The 22,316-nt window shown below is 57.8% G+C and carries 14 protein-coding genes; 10 read left to right on the top strand and 4 right to left on the bottom strand.

The window, feature by feature from the left end:
* Window positions 1-177: 177 nt before the first annotated feature.
* Entirely contained in the window at window positions 178-5,265 is a 5,088-nt protein-coding gene (locus ABC336_RS10450; protein WP_413238611.1) for an Ig-like domain-containing protein, read from the top strand.
* An 80-nt stretch (window positions 5,266-5,345) separates the two neighbouring features.
* Here the strand turns inward: ABC336_RS10450 and ABC336_RS10445 are convergent, their stop codons facing one another.
* Window positions 5,346-6,356 carry an alpha/beta fold hydrolase gene (locus ABC336_RS10445; RefSeq protein WP_413238610.1) on the bottom strand — a complete coding sequence of 337 codons (1,011 nt, stop codon included), beginning with the start codon at window positions 6,354-6,356 and terminating at the stop codon, window positions 5,346-5,348.
* 143 nt (window positions 6,357-6,499) lie between these two features.
* Between ABC336_RS10445 and ABC336_RS10440 the strand changes: the two genes are divergently transcribed.
* From ABC336_RS10440 to ABC336_RS10425, 4 genes are all read left to right on the top strand, one after another.
* On the top strand, window positions 6,500-7,417 hold the full coding sequence (locus ABC336_RS10440; protein WP_413238609.1) for a LysR family transcriptional regulator: 918 nt from the start codon (window positions 6,500-6,502) through the stop codon (window positions 7,415-7,417).
* Entirely contained in the window at window positions 7,401-8,363 is a 963-nt protein-coding gene (locus ABC336_RS10435; protein WP_413238608.1) for a helix-turn-helix transcriptional regulator, read from the top strand. Before ABC336_RS10440 ends, ABC336_RS10435 begins: the two co-directional genes overlap by 17 nt.
* A gap of 222 nt (window positions 8,364-8,585) precedes the next feature.
* Complete coding sequence (locus ABC336_RS10430) at window positions 8,586-9,677, top strand: class I mannose-6-phosphate isomerase (protein ID WP_413238607.1); 1,092 nt, start codon at window positions 8,586-8,588, stop codon at window positions 9,675-9,677.
* Window positions 9,678-9,869: 192 nt separating this feature from the next.
* On the top strand, window positions 9,870-10,685 hold the full coding sequence (locus ABC336_RS10425) for an RQC-minor-1 family DNA-binding protein (RefSeq protein ID WP_413238606.1): 816 nt from the start codon (window positions 9,870-9,872) through the stop codon (window positions 10,683-10,685).
* Here the strand turns inward: ABC336_RS10425 and spoVB are convergent.
* From spoVB to ABC336_RS10410, 3 genes are all read right to left on the bottom strand, one after another.
* Window positions 10,641-12,194 (bottom strand): stage V sporulation protein B, encoded by a 1,554-nt coding sequence (gene spoVB / locus ABC336_RS10420; protein ID WP_413238605.1) that lies wholly within the window; start codon window positions 12,192-12,194, stop codon window positions 10,641-10,643. The genes ABC336_RS10425 and spoVB overlap by 45 nt on opposite strands.
* 122 nt (window positions 12,195-12,316) lie before the next feature.
* Window positions 12,317-13,195 carry a carbohydrate ABC transporter permease gene (locus ABC336_RS10415; RefSeq protein WP_413238604.1) on the bottom strand — a complete coding sequence of 293 codons (879 nt, stop codon included), beginning with the start codon at window positions 13,193-13,195 and terminating at the stop codon, window positions 12,317-12,319.
* Window positions 13,196-13,229: 34 nt separating this feature from the next.
* Window positions 13,230-14,141 carry an ABC transporter permease gene (locus tag ABC336_RS10410; protein ID WP_413238603.1) on the bottom strand — a complete coding sequence of 304 codons (912 nt, stop codon included), beginning with the start codon at window positions 14,139-14,141 and terminating at the stop codon, window positions 13,230-13,232.
* 231 nt (window positions 14,142-14,372) lie between these two features.
* On the opposite strand from ABC336_RS10410, the gene ABC336_RS10405 reads away from it, so the two are divergent.
* From ABC336_RS10405 to ABC336_RS10385, 5 genes are read left to right on the top strand one after another with little or no spacing between them, the layout of a single operon-like run.
* On the top strand, window positions 14,373-16,073 hold the full coding sequence (locus ABC336_RS10405; protein WP_413238602.1) for an extracellular solute-binding protein: 1,701 nt from the start codon (window positions 14,373-14,375) through the stop codon (window positions 16,071-16,073).
* A 22-nt stretch (window positions 16,074-16,095) separates the two neighbouring features.
* Window positions 16,096-17,325 carry a right-handed parallel beta-helix repeat-containing protein gene (locus ABC336_RS10400; RefSeq protein WP_413238601.1) on the top strand — a complete coding sequence of 410 codons (1,230 nt, stop codon included), beginning with the start codon at window positions 16,096-16,098 and terminating at the stop codon, window positions 17,323-17,325.
* Window positions 17,315-18,931 carry a GH35 family beta-galactosidase gene (locus tag ABC336_RS10395; protein ID WP_413238600.1) on the top strand — a complete coding sequence of 539 codons (1,617 nt, stop codon included), beginning with the start codon at window positions 17,315-17,317 and terminating at the stop codon, window positions 18,929-18,931. Before ABC336_RS10400 ends, ABC336_RS10395 begins: the two co-directional genes overlap by 11 nt.
* A gap of 24 nt (window positions 18,932-18,955) precedes the next feature.
* Window positions 18,956-20,680 carry a sensor histidine kinase gene (locus tag ABC336_RS10390; RefSeq protein ID WP_413238599.1) on the top strand — a complete coding sequence of 575 codons (1,725 nt, stop codon included), beginning with the start codon at window positions 18,956-18,958 and terminating at the stop codon, window positions 20,678-20,680.
* Entirely contained in the window at window positions 20,673-22,310 is a 1,638-nt protein-coding gene (locus ABC336_RS10385; protein WP_413238598.1) for a response regulator, read from the top strand. The genes ABC336_RS10390 and ABC336_RS10385 overlap by 8 nt, the downstream gene beginning before the upstream one ends.
* Window positions 22,311-22,316: the final 6 nt, after the last annotated feature.

The following is a 22,316-nucleotide window of genomic DNA, read 5'->3' as shown; positions in this document are numbered from 1 at the left end:
TTAAATAGCGCCTCAATAATGTTAGCCGAACAAGGGTGCGCCGGGAACGCAGACTGCCAACTCGATGCTACGCCCCATCTCGTTATCGACTACGGCCCTGCAAATAATTCACCTACCGATATTTCGCTAAGCAACAACACGATTAATCAAAGCTCGGCTGATTTGGTTGTAGGTATCTTGACAACGACTGACCCGGACGCCGGAGATGAGCATGAATATTCCTTGGTATACGGGACAGGTGATACGGATAACAGCAGATTTTCCATCGTGGGGAATCAGCTCCGGGCCGTTCTGGCAGCGGAAATACCGGCGGGTACATATTCCGTGCGGATTCGTACGACGGACCAACTGGGCGAGACTTTCGAAAAACCCTTTACAGTTACGGTAATCGATGACGTCGCGCCGAACGCGCCGGTCATCACGACGCCATTAAATGGCAGTTATACGTCGGAAACGCCAACGATTAGTGGTACCGCGGAGGCGGGCAGTACGGTGCTGATCAGCATTGACGGCGCAGCGCAGGTAAACGCAACGGTGAACGGCAGCGGCTTCTGGTCGCACACGCCGGTCTCGCAGCTGAGTCAAGGGCCGCACGCGGTTAGCGCAACTGCGAGGGATGCTGCAGGCAATGTCAGCATTCCTTCGGCGACGGTGAATTTCATCGTTGATACGGTTCCACCAGCGACACCGGTCATTACCTCACCTGCGGACGGCACAACCGTGACGGAGAAACGGCCGGTCATCACCGGTACGACTGAAGCCGGCAGCACGGTCATGGTGTCGGTCGGCGGCGCGAGCGAAGCGGCCACAGTGCAGCCGAACGGCAGTTGGAGCTACACGCCGACCGCCGATCTGGACGAAGGCCCGCACACGGTGAGCGTCACGGCAACGGATGCGGCAGGCAACGAAAGCACGCCGCCAGCGACCGCAAGCTTCACGGTCGACACGATCCCGCCAGCCGCGCCGACGATCTTGGCTCCGGCCAACGGCACGGTTACCTCGGATGCGACGCCGACGGTCACGATCAGTGCGGACAGTGATGCCGTTAAGGTGACGGTGCTCCTCAATGAGATCGAAGTGGGAGATGCCGAATTTGTGGCTGGCGAGTGGACGTACACCCCATCTGCTCTGACAGACGGAACGTATGAAGTGACGGCAGTCGCTGCGGATGCGGCTGGCAATACGAGCGAGCCATCGCAGCCGGTCAGCTTCACGGTAGATACCGAAACGCCGGAAGCGCCGGTCATCACGTATCCGGCGAGCGGCGGCTACACGACGGCATCGCCGACGATCACTGGTACAGCGGAGCCGGACAGCACGGTGTTGATCAGCATCGACGGCGCAGCGCCAGCCAGCGCAACGGTGAACGGCAGCGGTGACTGGTCGTACACGCCAGCCTCGCCGCTGAGTCAAGGGCCACATTCGGTTAGCGCAACTGCGAGGGATGAGGCAGGTAACGAAAGCATTCCTTCGACGACGGTGAACTTCACCGTGGATACGGAGCCACCGGCGACGCCGGTCATTACCTCCCCTGCGGCCGGCACAACCGTGACGGAGAAACGGCCGGTCATCACAGGCATGACTGAAGTCGGCAGTACGGTTAGGGTGACGGTCGGTGGCGCGAGTGGAGCGGCCTCAGTACAGCAGGACGGCAACTGGAGCTACACGCCGACCGCTGATCTGAGCGAAGGGCCGCACACGGTGAGCGTCACGGCAACGGATGCGGCAGGCAACGAAAGCACGCCGCCGGCGACCGCCAGCTTCACGGTCGACACGATCCCGCCGGGCGTGCCGACGATCTTGGCTCCGGCCAACGGCACGGTTACCTCGGATGCGACGCCGACGATCACGCTCACTGCGGACGCCGATGCCGTTAAGGTGACGGTATTCCTCAACGGGAGTGAGGCAGGGGAAGCGACGTTAGAGGCTGGCGAGTGGAGCTATACACTGTCAGCATTGACAGACGGAACGTATGAGGCAACGGCTACCGCCTCAGACCTGCATGGCAATACGAGCGAGTCATCGCAGCCGGTCAGCTTCACGGTAGATACTGAATCGCCGGAAGCGCCGGTCATCACGTATCCGGCGAGCGGCGGCTACACGACAGCGGAGCCGACGATTACCGGCACGGCAGAGCCGGACAGCACGGTGCTGATCAGCATCGACGGCGCAGCGCCGGTCAGCGCAACGGTGAACGGTACTGGCATGTGGAGTTACGCGCCAACGACCGCTCTTGATGAAGGCTCGCACACTGTGAGCGCGATTGCGCGGGATGCGGCAGGTAACGAAAGCATTCCTTCGACGACGGTGAACTTCACCGTGGATACGATACCACCGGCGGCGCCGGTCATTACCGCCCCTGAGGACGGCTCTACTGTGACCGAGAAGCGGCCGGTCATCACCGGCATGACTGAAATCGGCAGCACCGTCATGGTGACGGTCGGCGGCGCGAGTGGCGCGGCCTCAGTACAGCAGGACGGCAGCTGGAGCTACACGCCTACCGCCGATCTGAGCGAAGGCCCGCACACGGTAAGCGTCACGGCAACGGACGCGGCAGGCAACGAAAGCACGCCGCCGGCGACCGCCAGCTTCACGGTCGACACGATCCCGCCAGCCGCGCCGACGATCTTGGCTCCGGCCAACGGCACGGTTACCTCGGATGCGACGCCGACGGTCACGATCAGTGCGGATGCCGATGCAGACAGCGTGACCGTATTCATCAACGGGACGGCGTTAGGGGAAGCGACGCAAGTGGCTGGCGAGTGGTCGTACACCCCATCCGCTCTGACAGACGGACCGTATGAAGTGACGGTAGTCGCTGCCGATGCGGCTGGCAATACGAGCGAGCCATCGCAGCCGGTCAGCTTCACGGTAGATACCGAAGCGCCGGAAGCGCCGGTCATCACCTATCCGGCGAACGGCGGCTACACGACGGCATCGCCGACGATCACTGGTACGGCGGAGCCGGACAGCACGGTGCTGATCAGCATCGACGGCGCAGCGCCGGTAAACGCAACGGTGAACGGCAGCGGCCACTGGTCGTACACGCCGACTACAGCGCTGAGTCAAGGGGCGCATTCGGTTAGCGCAATTGCAAGGGATGCGGCAGGTAACGAAAGCGTTCCTTCGACGACGGTGAACTTCACCGTGGATACGGAAGCGCCCGATAGTCCGACGATTCTGTCTCCGGCGAACGGTTCGACGGTTACGGTGAAGCGGCCAGTCATTACAGGCACGACTGAAGTCGGCAGCACGGTCATCGTGACGATCGGAGCCCATAGCGGTGAAGCCGATGTCGAGAACGATGGCAGCTGGAGCTACACGCCGACCGCTGATCTGAGCGAAGGCCCGCACACGGTGAGCGCGACGGCTACGGATGCGGCAGGCAATGAAAGTGCCGCTCCAGCCATGTCGACCTTTACAGTAGACACGATACCGCCTGTATTGACGCTTATCGGCGAGCCAGAGGTGGAGCTGCTGCTGGGCGATAGCTACACCGATCCCGGCGCCACGGCGGAGGATGCCCTTGACGGCGATCTGACAGACGAGATCACGGTGAATGGCTCGGTGGATACTTCCATTCCAGGCATATATATCATCTCCTACGACGTTGTTGACCAGGCCGGCAATGCCGCAACGGCGATCCAGCGGACAGTAACGGTCTTGCCTCCGGCGGTCACGGTTACAGGAGGCGTCAATCTCGTACGCGTCACGGATGCGCTGCCTGGAGCCGTGCTCACGTTGTACAATGCCATCGGCGAAGTTGTAGGAGAGACAGCCGCAGCTAGTGCGCAAGGCACCTACACCTTCAACAGCGTAACGGCGGGCAGTGGCTATACCGTGACGCAGACCGTGAACGGGGCCCGGAGCGCGGCATCGACAGCTGTCCAAGTCACGCAACGCGTCAATGAGCAGCCGATCTATCCCGGCAATCCTTGGCCGTCTCCGGTCACTCCGGGCAATGTGCGCGTAGTTGACGTAGCACTCGGGGACAGCACGGAGGCAGCCGAACGAGTCGAGATTGCACGCACGGTGGATGCAGCCGGTAAGAAGGTGGATGCCGTCGTCTTTGATACAGCCAAAGCGGCAAGCGTCGTAGCCAAGGCGCAAGCGCAAGGCCAGTCCAAAGCGATCATCCTGATCGACGACCTGCCCGGTGACCCGGCTGATGAGGTGACGACCTCGCTTCCGGCTTCCTCGCTCAAGCTCCTGGCGGATAACGACATTTCGCTGGAGCTTCGTACAGAGGGTGCCCGGATCGAGCTGCCGCTGAGCACCTTGACAGCGATGCAGGAAGCGGGCTTGCGGGATCTGTTTTTCCGTATCGTGCCGGTGCGAGGCGAGGAGAGGCAGACGGTTGTGACACGGACTGTAACTTCAGAGCAGGTGGAAGAAGCTGCTGGCGGCGGCCGGGCACAGGTGCTCGGGACTCCGATGGTCATCGAGACCAACTACACCGCCTTTGCGACCAAGATGATATTCCCGCTCCCGCAGCTGGAGCTGCCGCAACAGTCGGCTGCGCTGCAGCGGCTGATCGACTCGCTGGCCGTCTATATCGAGCACAGCGATGGCGAGAAGAAGCTGCAGCGGGGCGTAATCGTATACGATGCCAACGGTGTGCCCGAAGGCATCGAGATCGAGATCGACAAGTTCAGTACCTTCAGCATCGTCAGCATCACCGACGATGAAGCCCATATGGCTTACATCAAGGGCTACCCGGATGGCCGCTTCGGACCGGAACGGATCGTTACGCGGGCGGAGCTGGCAGCGATGCTGTCCCGGCTGCTCGGAGATCAGGTGCAGGCACGTCCGGCCACAGATTACAGCGATCTGTCCGATGCCCATTGGGCTGCAGCGTATATCGCGGATATGCAGGCGCTAGGTCTGATGCAGGGCTACCCGGACGGCAGCTTCCGTCCCGATCAGACGATCAGACGCGCTGAGCTGGCGACGGTTGCGAGCCGTCTGCTGCCGGCAGAGGCGCCAAGTGCGGCCGCATTGGCACCGGATGCATCCCGGCACTGGGCAAGCGATGCGATCCGCCGTGCTGCAGCAGCGGGGCTGATGTCCGGTTACGCAGACGGGCTGTTCCGTCCCGATCAAGGACTTACCCGCGCCGAGGCGGTCACTGTGCTCAATCGAGCATTCGGCCGCACACCTCTGCAAGGCGCAGACAATCCGTATTCGGATGTAACAGCTTCACACTGGGCGTATGGAGATATCCTGGAGGCATCCATTGCCCATACAGCCGACGAGCACAGATAGCAAAGGACACCTCACGATACATGAATAACAGGGAGCAGACTGCTGCGGCAGCTGCTCCCTGTTTGTATAGATGCGTTAGTCTACACGCTGGCCGCCAGCAACTGCCCAAGCTGTTCATCGATAAACCGGTTGTCCTCCGGGTTCAGCCCGCGGCCGGCCAGGTGGCCCCAGACCGACGCGATGGGACGACAGACCGCATGGGGTATCAGGCTCGCTTCATACTCAATATCCTCGGCGGTGAAGTAAAGGTCCGTGCTGCCCGGCATCACGACCGCCTGTGCGGTGATGCTGCGCAGCGCCAGCTCGAAGTCGCCGTTGTACGTTGCGTTGTCGCTGATATCTGCGTGCTGTCCCGTCCAGAGCATCGCCAGCAGGTTATAGGGATCATGAGCAGTGAAGCTGCGTTCCCAGAAGTCGGTCAGGAAGGCCTCCATCGTCTCGGAGCCCCACTGTGTATAGCCTGACTCCCGGTAGAAAGACTGCGAGAAGCCCCATCCGGCATAGACTCGTCCAACGGCGCGCAGCGCGGTTGTGGCCCGCTCGCCTTCGAGCCCGCCCGTCCTTAGCACTGCATGCAGCGGCGCTTTGACTCCTTCGAGAAATACGTGGGTATGCGGCCATACTTTGGCCGTCCCGGCGAACGGTGCGATCCGCTCCACCATATCCGGGTAGCCCGCTGCCCACGCATACACCTGGACGGCCCCCAGCGACCATCCCGTCACCAGAGCAAGCTTGGTGATCCCATAACGCGCTGTGAGCAGCCGGTGCTGGAACCGGACATTGTCGCTGATCGTCACCTGCGGGAAGTTGTCCCGATCATATGGCGCAGGCGTATTGCTTGGGGAAGAGGACAGCCCATTGCCCAGCAGATTCGGAACGATAATGAAGTAGTGCTCTGGATCAAGCGCCATGCCTTCGCCGATGAGCCATTCGTTATCCCTATGCTGGTCGCCAAAAGCCGTCGGATAGAGGATGACATTGCTTTTGTCTGCATTCAGCGTGCCATAGGTTTTGTAAGCGAGGAACGCATCCGGCAGGATGGCTCCAGACTGCAGAGTTACATCGCCAAGCTTGAACACGTTGTAGTCCATCGTTGTATCGACCTCCGGAAGTGTGATGAAGAGACTTACTGCGCGCGAAGCGCTTGACTTCACTTTATAACGAAGCTAAGATCAAGTAAATTAATCAAACTTGATGTTTGACTTCAATAATATTGAATGATGGAGGGATAAACTTGGAATTGCGTCAGCTGATTACATTCCGTACTGTCGCGATCACGCTCAGCTTCAGCCGGGCAGCAGCGGCTTTGAACTATGTGCCTTCGAACGTGACGATGCAGATGCAGGCGCTCGAGGGAGAGCTCGGCGTGCGGCTGTTTGACAGGCTGGGCAAGCAGCTGACCTTGACCGATGAGGGTACTCGGTTTTTGCACTATGTCAACCATATGCTCAATACGCTGGATGAGGCGCGTGACAATCTGAGCGGCGACGGGGAGCTGACAGGAACGGTTACGATCAGTGCCAACGAGGTGCTCTGCGCTTATCGGCTGCCGGACGTCTTTCGCAGCTTCCGGGAACGTTATCCCGGTGTTCGGATCATCTTTCGGCCTTTGTCGAATGAGCAGCTGAAGCCGAGTCTGTACGAGGGTAAAACGGATGTAGTCTTTTGTCTGGAGGAACCGGTTCATGCCGTCCCTTTGCGGGCGGAGTCGCTGGTCGATGAGTCTTTCCGGCTTCTGGTTGCCCCGGATCACCCGCTGCTCCAGAGAAAAGAGCTGCTCCCGGAAGATATGGTGGGGGAGATGTTCTTGCTCAACGAGAAAGGCTGTCCCTACCGCACGATGTTCGAGCGCTCCCTAGTGATGCGGGGCATGGATAGCGGCGACAATCTGGAATTCAGCAGTGCCGAGGCGATCAAGCAATGTGCGATGTCCGGGATCGGGATTGCCTTCCTGCCGGAGATCGCGGTGGCTTCCGAGCTGGAGCGAGGTCAGTTGGCTGCCCTGCCCTTGGACTTCAGCGATCTGCAGGTAACTACGCAAATGCTGTGGCACAAGGAGAAATGGCTTTCACCGGCCATTGAAGCGTTTATGCAGACGGCGCGGACGATATTGACTGGAAGCGAAGGTGAAGCCATTGGCCAAATGGGATAATATGCTCTCGATGCTCTGGATGCTGCGCTCGGGAAGAAAACTCACCGCCGCTCAAATGGCAGACAGTCTGGAGATCAGCGTCCGTACCGTTTACCGGTATATTGATGCGTTATGCGCGAGCGGGGTGCCGGTCATTGCGGAATCGGGGCATGACGGCGGCATACGCATCATGGAGAGCTTCAAGGAAACACCGTTGTTCTTCAATCCCGTAGAGCTGAAGGCGCTTGTCGATGCGTATAAATTTGCGCAAGGCGCAGGTTATCCGTATACAGAGGAGCTGGAGAGCGCATTGAAGAAGGTGGAAAATGGGCTGCACGAAGATCAGCGCCACGATCTGTCCCGACAGACCAGCGGCTTGGATGTGATCTCTCCGGTTCGTCATCCTGCCGTCGTGCCGTTGCTTCGCGACTTGGAACAGGCAGCGAAAGACGGGGTGACGGTAAGGATCACCTACCACAAAGCGGATGCGGAGCAGACGGACGAGCGGGAGGTCAATCCGTACGGACTCGCCTATAACCGGAACGAATGGTATGCCGTAGCTTACTGCCACCGGGCACAGGCGGTGCGGACGTTCCGCGTGGACCGCATCACTCGGCTGGAGCTGACCGAAGCACAGTTCGATAAGCCAAAGCAGTTCTCCGCTGCTGCCTATTTCCGCGACAAGTCGGAGCAGGGACGCGAATCCGGGGGGCCGCTGACGGTTATCCGCATCGAGGGAGAGCCTGACACGCTGAGCGCTATCTGCGCCCACTGGCATATGCGCCATTATGTGACGGAACGAACCGACCGCGACGTCTGTTTCCTGCTCGACGTTCCGACGATGAACAAGTACCTGCCGGTCTATCTGATGACGTTTGGCACAGCTATCCGCATCCGGGAGCCGCAGGAGCTGAAGGAGCGGATCCGGGAGCTGGCTGCCGATATCGCCAGGCATTATGAGGGTTGAAGTTCGCTGACAGCGGTTGTCAGTGAACCTGGTGAGTCTTGTGCTTGGGCTCCTAAGGTGCGGCCCGGGGAGATGGAGCAAAGCTTAAATACTGTTTATATCCTTGAAAAGTGTTGCTATCCCCGACCATCGTCTGTATGGTACCGTTGCATAGAGCGGGGTACAGCAGTTGTGCCATAAGAAGGACATTCCCCGCTACATGTTAACGAGGGGGCGATCGTCATGCATCCTGGAACCCCAGTCCAATTGATGCGCAATCGGGTATGGCGTACCTATAAGGGCGGACAAGTCTTGAGCCAATGGTACAACGAAGCCATGGCCGCAGATACACATTATCCCGAAGAATGGGTTGCTTCTACTGTAGCAGCGAGGCAAGGTGCGTCTGCGACCGGTGAGCATGAAGGACAATGCCGATTCGAGGGCCCCGATGGCAGGCCTGTTCTGTTAACGGATTGGATCCACACTCATGCTGAAGCGGTATTGGGTACAAGACATCTGGCTCGTTATGGAACGGACACGGGCGTGCTGGTCAAGCTGCTTGATGCGGCGGAGCGGCTAGCGATCCAGGTGCACCCATCCAGCGAGAAGGCGCAGATGTTGTTCGGCTCGCCTTACGGCAAGACGGAGGCTTGGTATGTCCTGGAGGGGAGAGAGGTTGGCGGGGAACCACCGCATATCTTCGCGGGATTCAAGCCTGGAACGACAAGAGACAAGATCGTCACAGCGTTTCACAAGCAAGATATCTCCGGAATGCTGGATTGTCTGCACAAAATTCCGGTCACTCCGGGGGAGGTATATCTGATACGGGGCGGCTTGCCGCATGCGATCGGGCCCGGCTGTCTCCTTCTGGAAATTCAGGAGGCGACCGATTATACGATCCGGATCGAGCGGACAAGTCCCAGCGGCTTCAAGATCGAGGATGAGCTGTGTCATCAAGGACTGGGCTTCGAGCGGATGTTCGACTGTTTTGGGTGGGAGACCCGGGATGCAGCAGACACGCTGCGCCATATTCGACTGCAGGACAGCGAGATTCAGGAGGCCGGCGAGCATGGACTCATTTCGTATGACGATACGCCATGCTTTGCTTTGTCGAAGATTAATGTACTTCCGCGCCATCAGCATCGCTTGGCTGACGCTCCGAGCTTCTCGGTGCTGGTTGTGACCGAGGGGTCAGGAACGCTGCGGTGGGAGAATCAGGCTCTCTCGCTCCAACGGGGAGCGAAGGTGTTCCTGCCAGCCTCTTGCAGCGGGGTTACTGTGGAAGGGGAGGCGGGCCTGCTTGCCCTCCTCAGGTGTTATCCGCCGCAAGCATGAGGAGCCCGAATAGTGTGAAGGGACCACCCCGCAAGAGGTGGTTGATGCCTAAAAGCCGAGTGTTGTCAGAAGATGTCTCTGATAACATTCGGCTTTTTGAGGTTAGTATTTAACCGAGTCGCTGACGCGCAATAAGCTAATATGCATTATAATATAGAAGAAACACTATTTTTAGAAGAGGAAGAGAGTCTGATGCCCAAAAAACGACGTGAGCGTGTAGAATCCTCCTTGCCCCATGCCGAGAAGCTGGCCATCCTGCGGGCTGCAGATGAGATTATCGCTCAAGGCGGCAGGACGCTGCTGACCAAGATCCTAAAAGGCTCCAAAGAGAAAAAGCTGCTGGAGCTCGAACTGAATCTCACCCCCGCCTACGGATACTTCAACCACCTTACGATGGACCAGATCCTGGAGAAGGTGGATGATATGATCGATGCGGGATATTTGGAGACGGAGCTGTCCGGCAAGCTGCCCATGATCGTATTCAGCCCGCTGGGCTGGGTGATCGAGAGGGACCAACGGGCGACGGAGTTCGTGCGTCAGTTTGATGCGCTGCTGGATAGCAATGTTCTCCCCATCGACCTGAATGACCTCAAAGATCGCAACCGGGGGATGATATATCTGTTATTGTATAAGATCCTGAACTCCCGCAACGCAAAGTACATTCCACTCTTGAAGATATGGGAGAGAACCGAGTATAAGAAGGTGCAAGCGATGATCCGGCAAGTCATTCAGGATCTGACGAACAGCAGCAAGCTGTCGGATGCACAGTGGCAGGAGCTGGTGAGAGAACGTGCGCGCTCGCTGATCGTACCCTCAAAGCTCCGATCTGGTTGTTTTGCCAATCATGCCAAAGTCCCTTCATCATGCGCGACGCCGACCCGGCGTATTATGCCAGCGGCAGTCTGGTCTTGCCGGAAGCATGTTCGGATCATGCGTGATGTACGCTCAACACTTGCAGCAGCCCTACCAAGGTATCGAGAACCGGTAACGCCGGTTCTTCCCGGGTAACATCCCCGCAACGAGCAGAGCAAGCAGGTAGAGCAGCAGCGCGCAGACGACGGAGACGGCGACGCTCCAGGCCGACGGCAGGCTGTGGCTGGTGACGAGATACGCATACGCTGAGCGTCCGCCGATCGCCATCAGCACCGTGCAGATGCCGACCTTGATGAGGGGGCGGATGCTCCAGTAGAAGCCGATCGAGCCGGAGATGGATAAGAAATTGAGCGCCGTCTGCACCGCGATGCCGATCCCGATGCCATAGGCGACGCCGGTGATGCCGAAATGGCTGCCGAGCACGAAGATCGAGACAGCCCGGAACACGGTGGCGATCACGTAGTTCAACAGCATGGCGTTGGCCTGGCCGAGACCGAGCAGGATCGCGTGCAGCGGCGCATCGAGATAATGCAGGAAGAAGATCGGGGCCAGGATCGCCAGCAGTATACCTGCCTCTGGGGCGTTATAGATTAATGTCGTTAAGGGCGTGGCCCACTCGTACAGGATCATCGTCGCCGGGGCGCCGATTAATAGCCCGAGCTTGACCGCCTGACTCATCCGCTGATGGATGAGCAGGCTATTTCGGTTCGCGGCAGCTTCGCCAATCGCTGGTATAAGTGCTGTGGACAAGGATTGGGTAATGAAGCTCGGCATAAACAGCAGGGGGAAAACATAGCCCGCCAGCAGGCCGAACTGCTTGGTCGCTAGTTCCGTCCCGATCCCGGCGAGCGCCAGACTGGTCGTGATCAGGAGCGGCTGGAAGGCGCTGTATAACGAATGAACAACACCATGCCCGGTCGTCGGCAGTCCGATCTGCAGCAGTTCGCCCAGTGTGCGTCTGCCATGCCGCAGATGACTTGCCCATGTCTCGCCCGGGAGCTTCGCTTCGCCGTGCAGCTTGTAGCTGATCAGCAGGAAGGAGAGGCTGATCGCTTCGCTGACGACCGATGCGGCCATCGCGCCGGCAGCCGCATAAGCGATGCCATAGGGTAGCAATAGGTGGACCAGTGCAAGCACGATGGCGATCTGCACCGTATGCTCCAGCACATCGGACGCTGCGATTGTCTTCATCCGCTGCATGCCGCGGAAATAGCCCTTCAGCACGGCGGAGACGGCGATGATCGGCGCGATCGGCGTGATCGCCAGCATCGCATAATACGCGCGTTGATCGCTCAGCAGGATGGAGGCGATCCACTCCGAGGCGAGCAGCGACAAGGTAGTGAGCGTGACGCTCAGCAAGCCCGTGACGGCAAGGGAAACATGCAGGATGCGTCTGACCTTCTCCCGTTCGCCACGGGCGTTGGCCTCTGCTACGAGCTTGGAAATGGCAACTGGCAATCCCAGCTCGGTAATGGTAATGACGAGCGGGACGAGCGGATGGGCCATCATCAGGATGCCGATGCCCTCCGCGCCCAGGACGCGGGCGATATACATCCCGCTGATAAAGCCAAGAATCCGGTTGATGAAGGCGGCGGCCGACAAGACCAGCGTCCCTCTCATGAACGATTGCCCGGGTTGTGACATGTATGGCCCTCCTGTAATACGGAATACTTATGTGTATTCAAGAATAGCAATTCCATGCGAACAAGCCGGGGGTTCCTTATCCCAGGGCGATTACAAAGTGTATTGCGATCCCGTAGTTCATCCTACTCCTTCACAGCCCCCAGCACGATCCCCTTCACAAAATACTTCTGTAAAAACGGGTATACCATCAAAATCGGGATTGCGCCTATGAAGATCTGCGCGGCTTTGACGGTCCGCTGCGAGATATTCTCCAAGACAGCCGGGTCCCGGCTGATCTGCGTCAGATCGTTCTGAACAATGACCGTTTGCAGAAAGGTAGCCAGCGGATACTTGGTCCGGTCCGACATGTAGATCAGTCCCGTAAACCACTCATTCCAGTTAAAGACCATCGCGAACAGAGCCAGGGTGGCGATGGCCGGCATGGATAGCGGCAGGTAGATAATCGCCATGGTCTTGAGCTGACCGGCGCCGTCGATAAAGGCCGCTTCCTCCAGCTCCTTGGGGATGGTGCGGAAGAAGTTCAGCATCAGAATAATCAGCCAGACATTCAGCGCCATCGGCAGCACGAGCGCCCAGATCGTATTCATAATCCCCAGATTCTGGACCAGAATATAGGTAGGCACCAGGCCGCCGTTGAACAGCATGGTGAACACGAAAAACCAGGCATAGAAGGAACGGCCTTTGAAGCTTCGTTCCGCCTTGGACAGTGGATAAGCGGTAAGGAACACCAGAGCCATCGTAATGGCGGTTCCCAGCACCGTGCGAAGCACAGCGATGCCGAGCGACCTTAGGAAATACTCGTTGGTCAATGTTTTCTCATAGGCTTCCAAGGTGAAATCGACGGGCCACAGCGTCACGAGGTTGGCGGTCGCTGCCGCTTTGCCGCTGAACGAGACCGCGAGGATGTGAATCATCGGGAAGATGCAGGTCAGAGCAAGCAGACTCAAGCCGATATAATTGAAGATCGTAAAGATGCGGTAGGCTCTATTATTGTGGGACATGGTATACCTCCTGTCGGAACGTAGTAAACGGAGTTTAAAAAATCCGGTACCCGGCGAGTTTGTAAGCCAGACGATAAGAGAAGATAATCAGGATCAGACCGACGACCGATTTGAACACGCCGACTGCGGTGCCGAAGCTGAACTTGCCGCCAAGCAGCGCCTCGCGATAGACAAACGTATCAATAATGTCGCCTTTGTCGTAAACCAGGGGGTTATACAGATTGAAGATCTGATCGAAGCCGGCATTCAGAATCTGGCCCAGGGACAGTGTGCCCACGACAATCGTAATCGGGATAAGTGCAGGAATCGTAATATGCAAGGTTTGCTTCCATCTGCCGGCGCCGTCGATTTCGGCCGCTTCATAGAGCGATGGGTTAATGCCGGCAAGGGAGGCGAGAAAGACGATCGTCCCGAAGCCGAATTCTTTCCAGATGTCGCTGATCACCACGGTGAACCGGAACCAGTCGCCATCCCCGAGGAAGAAGATCGGACCGATGCCGAAGAGGCTGCCCAGCACCCGGTTGACCAATCCACCGTCCACGGACAGCAGATCCAGCAGAATACCGCCGAGAATAACCCACGACATGAAATGAGGCAGATAGACCAGAGTCTGAATGGTACGCTTGAATACCATCTTCCGGACTTCGTTCAGAAACAGCGCAAAGGTGAACGGCGCCAGCAGCCCGAAGAAGATCTTCAGGGAAGCGATGATGAACGTATTCCAGATGACCTGGATGCTGTCCGGTCGGTTGAATAGCTGGCGGAAATGCTTCAAGCCGACCCATGGCGACTCGGAGATGCCGAACCAGGGCTTGAAATCCTGAAACGCCATGATGACGCCGGCCATGGGGATATATTGAAATATCAAGGCGAAGGCAAGACCGGGGACCAGCATCAAGTGAAGCGGCCAGGTGCTTGAAAAATTCCATTTTGTTTTGTTGCGCATGCGCGAATCCTCCGTTTCTATGATGAATGTATCAAAAGTATACCCGGACCCTTTTCGCTCTCGACAGAGCATTATCGAAAGATGGATAGCACAATATAAACCTGTTTTGCGGATAGGCCAGAATGGTTCTTATCTTGCTATCGATATTGCTTTTTTGATCTGTGAACAGGAAACGGAAGCGTCTACAATAAAGCCAAGAAAGGCCATCATTGATTCATAGGGGGAGAACATATGAACACGAAAAGCAAAGCTTGGCTCATGGGCATCGTACTGCTGGTCGTCATCCTGGCTGTAACCGCATGCTCTTCATCGAATGATCCAGGCAACGAGCCACAGGTTAACGAAGTCGACCGGTCGGAAGGCTTGACGATCGTCGACGGGAAGTTCGATCCGCCCGTTACCCTGACCACGGTCAAAGCGCTCGGTCCGAATCTGAAGTTCCGGGAAGGCGAGACGATCGAGGATAATATCTACACTCGTATTGTTAAGGAACAACTCGGCATCGACATCGAATATCTTTGGACGACCTCCGTGCTGGAGAACGCCTACGAAACGAAGCTGATGCTGTCATTGTCCTCCGGCGAGCAACTGCCCGATGTGATGAATGTGCCTTCCGGCGTGGCGCAGCAGTTGATTGATTCCGGCAAGTTTCGGGCAGTGGACGATCTGTTCGAGCAGTATGCGGGGGAGAAGTGGAAGGAAGCGGCCAGACAGTCCGAGGTTGATTGGTACCCGTACCTGCGCGATGGCCGGAGCTATGCGATTCCTTCTTATAATTACAAGTATGAAAATGAACCGTTGATGTTTATCCGTCAGGATTGGCTGGACAACCTGGGTCTCCAGGCCCCGACTAACATCTCGGAGCTGGAGGCGGTCATGGAAGCATTCGTGCATGACGACCCGGACGGCAACGGTCTGGACGATACGATCGGTCTGGCAGTGAAGATGGATGAGCCTGCCCTGACGGTCGATGCCAAGAGCTGGATCCGGAGCAATTGGGTCTATGGCTCGCAAGGCGCACTCCCTGGTCAATGGGATGTCAACGACCAAGGCGAGGTCATCTACGGATCAATCAAGCCCGAGATCAAGGACGGTCTGGCGCTCTATCGGGACTGGTTCAACAAAGGATACCTGCACCGGGAATTCGGTCTGCATGACGAGATGAAAGCTTCCGAGCTGTTCATCAATGAGCAGGCAGGTATCATAATTGGCGTCGGCTGGGTATGGGCATGGCCGCTGAACGCGCTGCAAGAGTTGAACCCGGATGCCGTCGTGCAATCGTACCCGGTGCCGACCGGGGATGACGGGATGCTGCAGATTCATGGTTCGGTCAATCATTACAATGTTACGCTGATCAACAAAGATATGGAGCATCCAGAGATCTATTTTGCCTTGCAAAACTTCTTCTACGAAGAATATGCGGACCCGAAGGAAGGCGGCATCTTCGAGCATGGTCTGGCCGAAGGCTACGATTGGGCCAACGTGAACGGCGAGATCGTAACGACCGATGCGGAAGTGCCAGGCGGCGCGATCTCGGGCAAAGACTATTCCCTGGACCCCCAGATCGCCCGGATTCCGGAACTGCAGTTTGAGAGCTTGCGCAAGCTGGCCGAGGGCCACGAGCCTGAGACGCCATTTGAAAGACGGTTGGCTCAAGGGGCGGGCGGACAGCAGATGACGCTGCGCAATGCCGTGTTAACCATAGATCAGGAGAAGTATGTTGTGCCTAACGCGTTTCTTGGCGCCCCGACTGAGACGATGATTGAGCACGCCGATTATCTTATCAAGCTGGAACAGGAAACCTTCAACAAGATTATTTACGGCGAGCTCCCGCTCGAGGCGTTTGACGAATATGTAGAGAACTTCCTGCGAACGGGCGGAGAGAAGATCACGCAGGAAGTGAAGGCATGGTACGACGCTAACATGCAATAATGTGAAGGGAGTCGGACATGGGATGAATAAGGAAGGGCTGCAGACACATCATGGGCTCGTAACAGTCGGCGGGGACCAGGCCGATATCCGTGGTCTTACGGGCAAAGCGATTCAATTGGCCGTGGATGCATTGGCGCATCGCGGCGGGGGGACGGTGAAGCTGATGCCGGGCGTGTTCGAGATCGATGCTCCGGTCCGACTGGCCAGTCATATCACCCTCGCGGGCAGCGGGGAAGCCACACTATTACGCAAAACGGACGGAGTGCAGTCGCGCCTGGCTATCGACCCCGGATTCGGACAGCTATGGGTCGATGTGGAGGACGGGAGCTTGTTTCGGCCCGGCATGGGGCTCCTGGTGCGAGACAATCTCCGTCCCTACGGGTGGGAAGAATCAACTGCTGTGATCACGAGGGTGGAGCGCAACCGGCTGTATCTGGATCGGCGGTTGGCAAATAACTATGAGCGGGGGCAGGAAGGGCTTGCTCTGAGTGCCTGTTCGATGATCGAGGCCGTCGATGCGGAGCAAGTGACCATCTGCGACCTGGTCCTGGATGGAAACCGGGAGAATAACGGCTATATCGGCGGCTGCCGCGGCGGCGGCGTGTATCTCTTCGGTGTGAAGAAGGCCCGAATCGCCAATGTGACAGTCCGGGCCTTCGGCGGGGATGGGATCAGTTGGCAGGCGACGGAAAACGTCGACGTGGTGGACTGCGAAGTGACGGGCTGCGCAGGCTCCGGTCTGCACCCCGGTTCCCGGTCGACAGGCAGCCGCATCTTGACTTGCACATGCAGGGACAATACGGAGGACGGCTTGTTCGTGTGCTGGATGGTGCAGGAAGCCACCATCCAGGGCAACAAATTCCTTGGCAATGCCAGACACGGCATCTCGATCGGTCATCAGGATACGGACAATCTGTTTGCGGAGAATCTGGTGAGTGGCAATGGCGGCCACGGGATCTACGCGCGACCGGAGACGGAGGGGAACGGGGCCCATCGCAACCGGTTCCTGTCCAATACGGTGGAGGACAACGGGCGCGGTGAAGGCGCCGGATTTTATATGGAGGGTGTCACCAGGGACTGGGAGATCGTCGGCAATACGATACGGAGTACCAAGCCGCAGGGTCAAGCCTATGCCATCGTGCTGCAATCGGGCGCTTCTTGCCATCACACCGGCAATCGGATGGAAGGGCATCGGCAGGATGTCTATTCTGTTGCGGGGGAACATGAAGGAGGCATTCATAATGATCGATAATCAACCGATACCGAGCCTGGATCGCACCGGACCGGCTGTCCGGCTGCTGGTGGACGGCAAGCCGTTCATCGCACTTGCTGGAGAAGTGCATAACTCGAGCTCCTCCTCGCTTGCATATATGGAGCCCATCTGGGGAAAGCTGAGTGATCTTCATTGCAATACAGCTATCATGCCTGTATGCTGGGAGCTAGTAGAGCCGGTGGAAGGGGCTTTTGATTTTTCTTTGGTGGACGGCTTGTTGGACGGTGCGCGAAGGCACGGACTGCGCCTGGTGCTCCTCTGGTTCGGAACGTGGAAGAATGGATCTTCTACGTATGTGCCGGCATGGGTGAAGACCGATCCGGTCCGGTTCCCGAGGATGCAGCTGCAGAACGGTACGATCACCCGGACGGTGTCCTGCTTCTCGGAAGCAGCGCGCCAGGCCGACGCCAAAGCATTTGCCGCGCTGATGGCGCATGTGCGACAGGCGGACAGCCGGCATCGTACGGTCATCCTTGTACAGGTCGAGAATGAAGTCGGCTTGCTCGGTTCTCCGCGGGACTACAGCGAGGCGGCCGAGCAGGCATTTCGCAGCGAGGTTCCGACAGAGCTGGTGAAGGCTCTCGAGAAGGGCAGACCTGCGCTCAGTCCGGAACTGAGCGAGGCCTGGGCACGTGCGGGAGACAAGACGGAAGGAGATTGGAAGACGGTATTCGGTGAGCGGGCTGAGGAAGTGTTCATGTGCTGGCATATGGCCGGATATATTGAACAGGTCGCGGCTGCAGGCATCGCGGCGTATCCCTTGCCGATGTTTGTCAACGCCTGGGGGGTGCAGAGTGAAGGAGAGGCGCCTGGCAATTATCCGAGCGGAGGACCAGCCTCGCATATGTTCGAGGTGTGGCGGGCGGCTGCGCCAAGCATCGCTTTTTTTGCTCCGGATATCTACCTCTCGGACTTCCCGGCGGAGTGCGCGTCCTATACACGCTGCGGCAATCCGCTGTTCATCCCGGAGGCGCGGCGCGACCGGTGGGCGGCGGCCAACGTCTTCTATGCGATCGGCAAGCATGATGCACTCGGATTCGCTCCCTTCGGGATCGAGAGTATCGGTTCCAGGGAGCAGCCGCCGGTTGGAGAGATCGTGCAGGATGTGCTGAAGCAGCACGCCGAAGCGGTGCTCGGCGAGGATGTGGGGGACATGCTCGCCCCCAGCTACCGGATGCTTGAACGCATGACGCCGCTGATTGCCCGATACGCCGGCACGGGGCAGATGACGGGGATTGTGCAGCAGCACGGAAAAGACGGTCAAACCGTAGCGCTCGGCGGCTATTTATTAAACGTCAGCTTCCTGAATGACTTGGCGAAGCCGGAAGCTTATCCGGGAGCAGGGATTCTGATTGCTGAGTCGCCGTATGAATATATCATCGCCGGCCATGGCTTCCGAGTGACATTCCAGTCTAGACCAGGCGATCCGCCGCATGTGGATTATCTGGCGATCGACGAGGGCCGGTACGAAGCAGATGGCTCCTGGACCAAGGGAAGGCGCATGAACGGAGATGAGGGCATCGTGCATCTGGGAACGACACCGACTGTCCTCAAAGTGTCGGTATACAGCTTCGGCGGCAGCTAGCAGCGCGAATTGGGAGGTTCGGGTATGACTCATTTTCAAAACAATGTGTTTTCAAAAGTGGTGGCGATTATTATGATGCTTTTGATTCCGGTTGTCTTGATGTATACGTACTCGAACCGTGTCTCGGTCAATGTGCTGCAAGAAAAGATTGAAGAAGCGCAATTCAGCAAATTTGATTTTTTCCTTAATCAGTTGACGGCTAAAATTGACGAGCTTGCGCAAAGCGGTTTTATCCTGAGCAATGACCAGTCCATCCGCGAACTTGCCTATCTGTCGAACTATGAGAGCGAATACAGCCGGGTAGAGTCGAAAAAGTCGATCATGAACAAGCTGGTCATGCAGGCAGCGACTCTGGATTGGATCGATCACCTGTCGGTATATGCCCCTTCCGAGGGGCATGCGGTTTCCTTTCGTCCGGGTCTGACCGGCATGCCCACACTTGCTGAAGGGCCGCTTGAACCGGGATGGCAATACGAGCAGAGAGAGGGGCTGCCCAATCGCTTTGTGCGCTACACAGTTTATCCGATTACCGGCTATGCGAATGTGGACCGTGCCAATGTCGTAGTAGAAACCGGATTCAACGAAGGCACGCTGATTTCGTATCTGGACAATTACAAGCGAAGCGGGGAGGGCGATCCCTTTTTGTATCATCCCGAGCATGGCATCATTGCCAACCGGACAGCGGATATGGAACGGGTGTCGGGAATTGCCGGCTACATCCAGGATCATCGCGCCACCTATTCAAGCCGCAGCTCCATCTTTCACCTCGATGAGGACCTGGTTATGACGATGCGCTCGGATTGGATGGGCTGGGTCGTAGTAGACTATCTTTCCCTGGAGCAGTTGCTGCTGCCGATCAAGCAGACAAACCGGAACTTCTACCTCTCGACAACACTTCTGTTGGTACTCGGCCTGGTTGCCTCTTATTTGCTGTACCTCCACATCCGATTGCCTTTGAAGGAATTGGTGTCAAGCCTGCAGCGCTTGAAGCGGGGAGATTTCTCGGTTCACATCCAGATGAAGCCCCGCAATGAATTCGGCTTCGTCATGGAGCGGTTCAATGACATGGTCGCCCAGATCCGGCAATTGATCCAGAAGGTCTATGTGGAGGAGCTGCGGGCCAAGGAAGCGGAGCTGAAGCAGCTGCAATCCCAGATCAATCCGCACTTTCTGTACAATTGCCTTCATTTCATCCGCAATATGACGATCCTCGGCGACGACAAGGCGGTGATCTCCATGGCGGTCAGTCTGGGCACGTATTACCGGTACGTGACACGGGTGGACAATCCGATCGCGCCCTTGCGCGAGGAGATGGAGCTGGTGAGAAATTATCTGCACATCCAGTCGATGCGGATGAGCCGGATCCGCTTCCAGATCGACGTGCCCGAAGAGATGCTGGACACGGAAGTGCCGCGGCTCATCGTGCAGCCGATTGTGGAGAATGCCTTGATCCACGGTCTGGAGAAGCAGAAGAAAGAAGGGGTGCTGCGGGTGAAAGGCGAGGTGGGCCCGGAGCGGTTCCGGTTGCTCGTCGAGGACAATGGAGGCGGCATGGACGACGAGCGGCTGCGGCAATTCGAGGCTTCGCTGAACCGGCCGCTTCGGGAGGATATGGGCTATGGCGTATGGAATGTGCATCAGCGGCTGGTGAACCTGTTTGGCGAAGGGGCGGGATTGCAGATCGCCAAAGCGGATGGAGGAGGCCTTCGGGTCACGCTGGAATGGAGCAGGAGGCAGGCAGATGTTTAATTTGTTAATTGTAGACGACGAGGAAGCGGCGGTGGAGGCCTTGTCGCTCTCCATCGCCGAGGCGAATCTGGAGATCGACGCGATCCATAAGGCCTTCTCTTGTGAGGAGGCGCTGCATATCCTGAAGCGCCAATCGATCGACCTGGTCATAACGGATATCCAGATGCCGGAAGAGGACGGCCTGGTGCTGGTGCAGGCGATCGAGGACCGGTGGAAGCATGTCAAATGCGTGCTGATCTCGGGGCATGCGCAGTTCGAATACGCCAAAGATGCGATCCGCTTCGGAATCGAGGACTACCTGCTCAAGCCGGTGGATGACCAGGATCTCTTCCGCGTGATCCGGCGGGTCCAGCAGAAGCTGCGGACGGAATGGGAGGAGCATCTGTCGCGCCGCCGGATCGAAAAAACGCTGGAGGAGAATCTCCCGCTCCTGCGCAACGAATTGCTGCTGGAGCTGCTGGAAGGACGTTGGCAGGAGGAATCCGGACTGGAGGAAAAGTTGACTGCCCTCCGCATCCCGTTCGTGTCCGGCGAACCGGCGGCCCTCATGCTGATCCGGCTCGAGGAAGGGTTCTCCGCTTACGGCGTGCAGAGCCTCTCTCTGTTTGAGTTTGCCGTCGGCAATATCGCCGAGGAGCTTGCACAGGGGGAGTTTCATCTGTGGTCGTGCAAAGACCGGCATGATTACCTGATCATCGCGCTCAGTCCGCTCGAGCCGGCGGCGGAGGACGGTCAGATGAGGCTGGAGCGATTGTCGCTGCAGCTGCAGCAAAATGTGCAGACCTATCTGAAAGGACAGATCTCGATTGCTGTCGGGAGGTGGGGACGTTTTCCCGTTGAGCTTCGGGGAATCTACGAGCAGCTGCTCGTATCGGTCCGCAAGCAAGCGGGGGGCGATCAGGGGTTCTATCTTACGGTGGACGGTCTTCGAAATGACGGGCCGATCTACTCGATTGCCACGCTGTACGAGCCTCCGCTCCTCATCACCTTGCTGGAGTCGGGCCGGTGGAGGGCGGCATCAGACAAGCTGGAGGGCATATTCGATGAGCTGGGACGGAATTTCCCGGAGTCGCAAGAGCATCTTCGCGAGGTCATGTATGTCATCTATGCGGCCTATTCCCAGCTGGCCCACAAAAACGGCAAAGCGCTGCACGATGTCATCCGTCCCGACTACGAGCATTTATTTTTTGGCAAGCATCTGCGGCCGATCGGCCAGTGCAAGACATGGGCGCTGCAGACGCTGGAGCGGATGCGCGCGGATATGGAGGATGACACCAAGCTGGATCGGCATTCGATCGTCGAGGCCGTCCGGGAGATTGTCGAGCAACGCATCTCGGGCAATGTTACGCTGGCGGCGATCGCTGAGCACGTGTATCTGCACCCGGTCTACATGGCCAAGGTGTACAAGTCCCAGACCGGCGAATCGGTCAGCGATTATTTGTACCGGCTGCGCATGGACAAAGCCGCCCATCGTTTGAAGACGAGCCACAGCAAGGTTTATGAGATCGCCGCCTCACTTGGCTACCGGAGCGCACCTTATTTTATCAAGGTGTTCAAGGAGCACTACGGCATGTCCCCCCAGGAATACCGCGAGGCGTATGCGGACAAACACCGGGAGCGGGAGGAGTGAAGCCTC

Origin of the sequence: Paenibacillus jepli, assembly GCF_047238105.1 — a bacterium.
GTDB lineage: Bacteria > Bacillota > Bacilli > Paenibacillales > Paenibacillaceae > Paenibacillus_D.
This window is presented reverse-complemented; position numbering and strand designations above follow the sequence as displayed.

Coding starts and splice junctions, on each gene's coding strand:
- ABC336_RS10445 (WP_413238610.1), bottom strand. CDS start 6,356: ATGGACTACAACGTGTTCAAGCTTGGCGATGTAACTCTGCAGTCTGGA.
- ABC336_RS10430 (WP_413238607.1), top strand. CDS start 8,586: ATGCATCCTGGAACCCCAGTCCAATTGATGCGCAATCGGGTATGGCGT.
- ABC336_RS10425 (WP_413238606.1), top strand. CDS start 9,870: ATGCCCAAAAAACGACGTGAGCGTGTAGAATCCTCCTTGCCCCATGCC.
- spoVB (WP_413238605.1), bottom strand. CDS start 12,194: ATGTCACAACCCGGGCAATCGTTCATGAGAGGGACGCTGGTCTTGTCG.
- ABC336_RS10415 (WP_413238604.1), bottom strand. CDS start 13,195: ATGTCCCACAATAATAGAGCCTACCGCATCTTTACGATCTTCAATTAT.
- ABC336_RS10410 (WP_413238603.1), bottom strand. CDS start 14,141: ATGCGCAACAAAACAAAATGGAATTTTTCAAGCACCTGGCCGCTTCAC.
- ABC336_RS10405 (WP_413238602.1), top strand. CDS start 14,373: ATGAACACGAAAAGCAAAGCTTGGCTCATGGGCATCGTACTGCTGGTC.
- ABC336_RS10400 (WP_413238601.1), top strand. CDS start 16,096: ATGAATAAGGAAGGGCTGCAGACACATCATGGGCTCGTAACAGTCGGC.
- ABC336_RS10395 (WP_413238600.1), top strand. CDS start 17,315: ATGATCGATAATCAACCGATACCGAGCCTGGATCGCACCGGACCGGCT.
- ABC336_RS10390 (WP_413238599.1), top strand. CDS start 18,956: ATGACTCATTTTCAAAACAATGTGTTTTCAAAAGTGGTGGCGATTATT.
- ABC336_RS10385 (WP_413238598.1), top strand. CDS start 20,673: ATGTTTAATTTGTTAATTGTAGACGACGAGGAAGCGGCGGTGGAGGCC.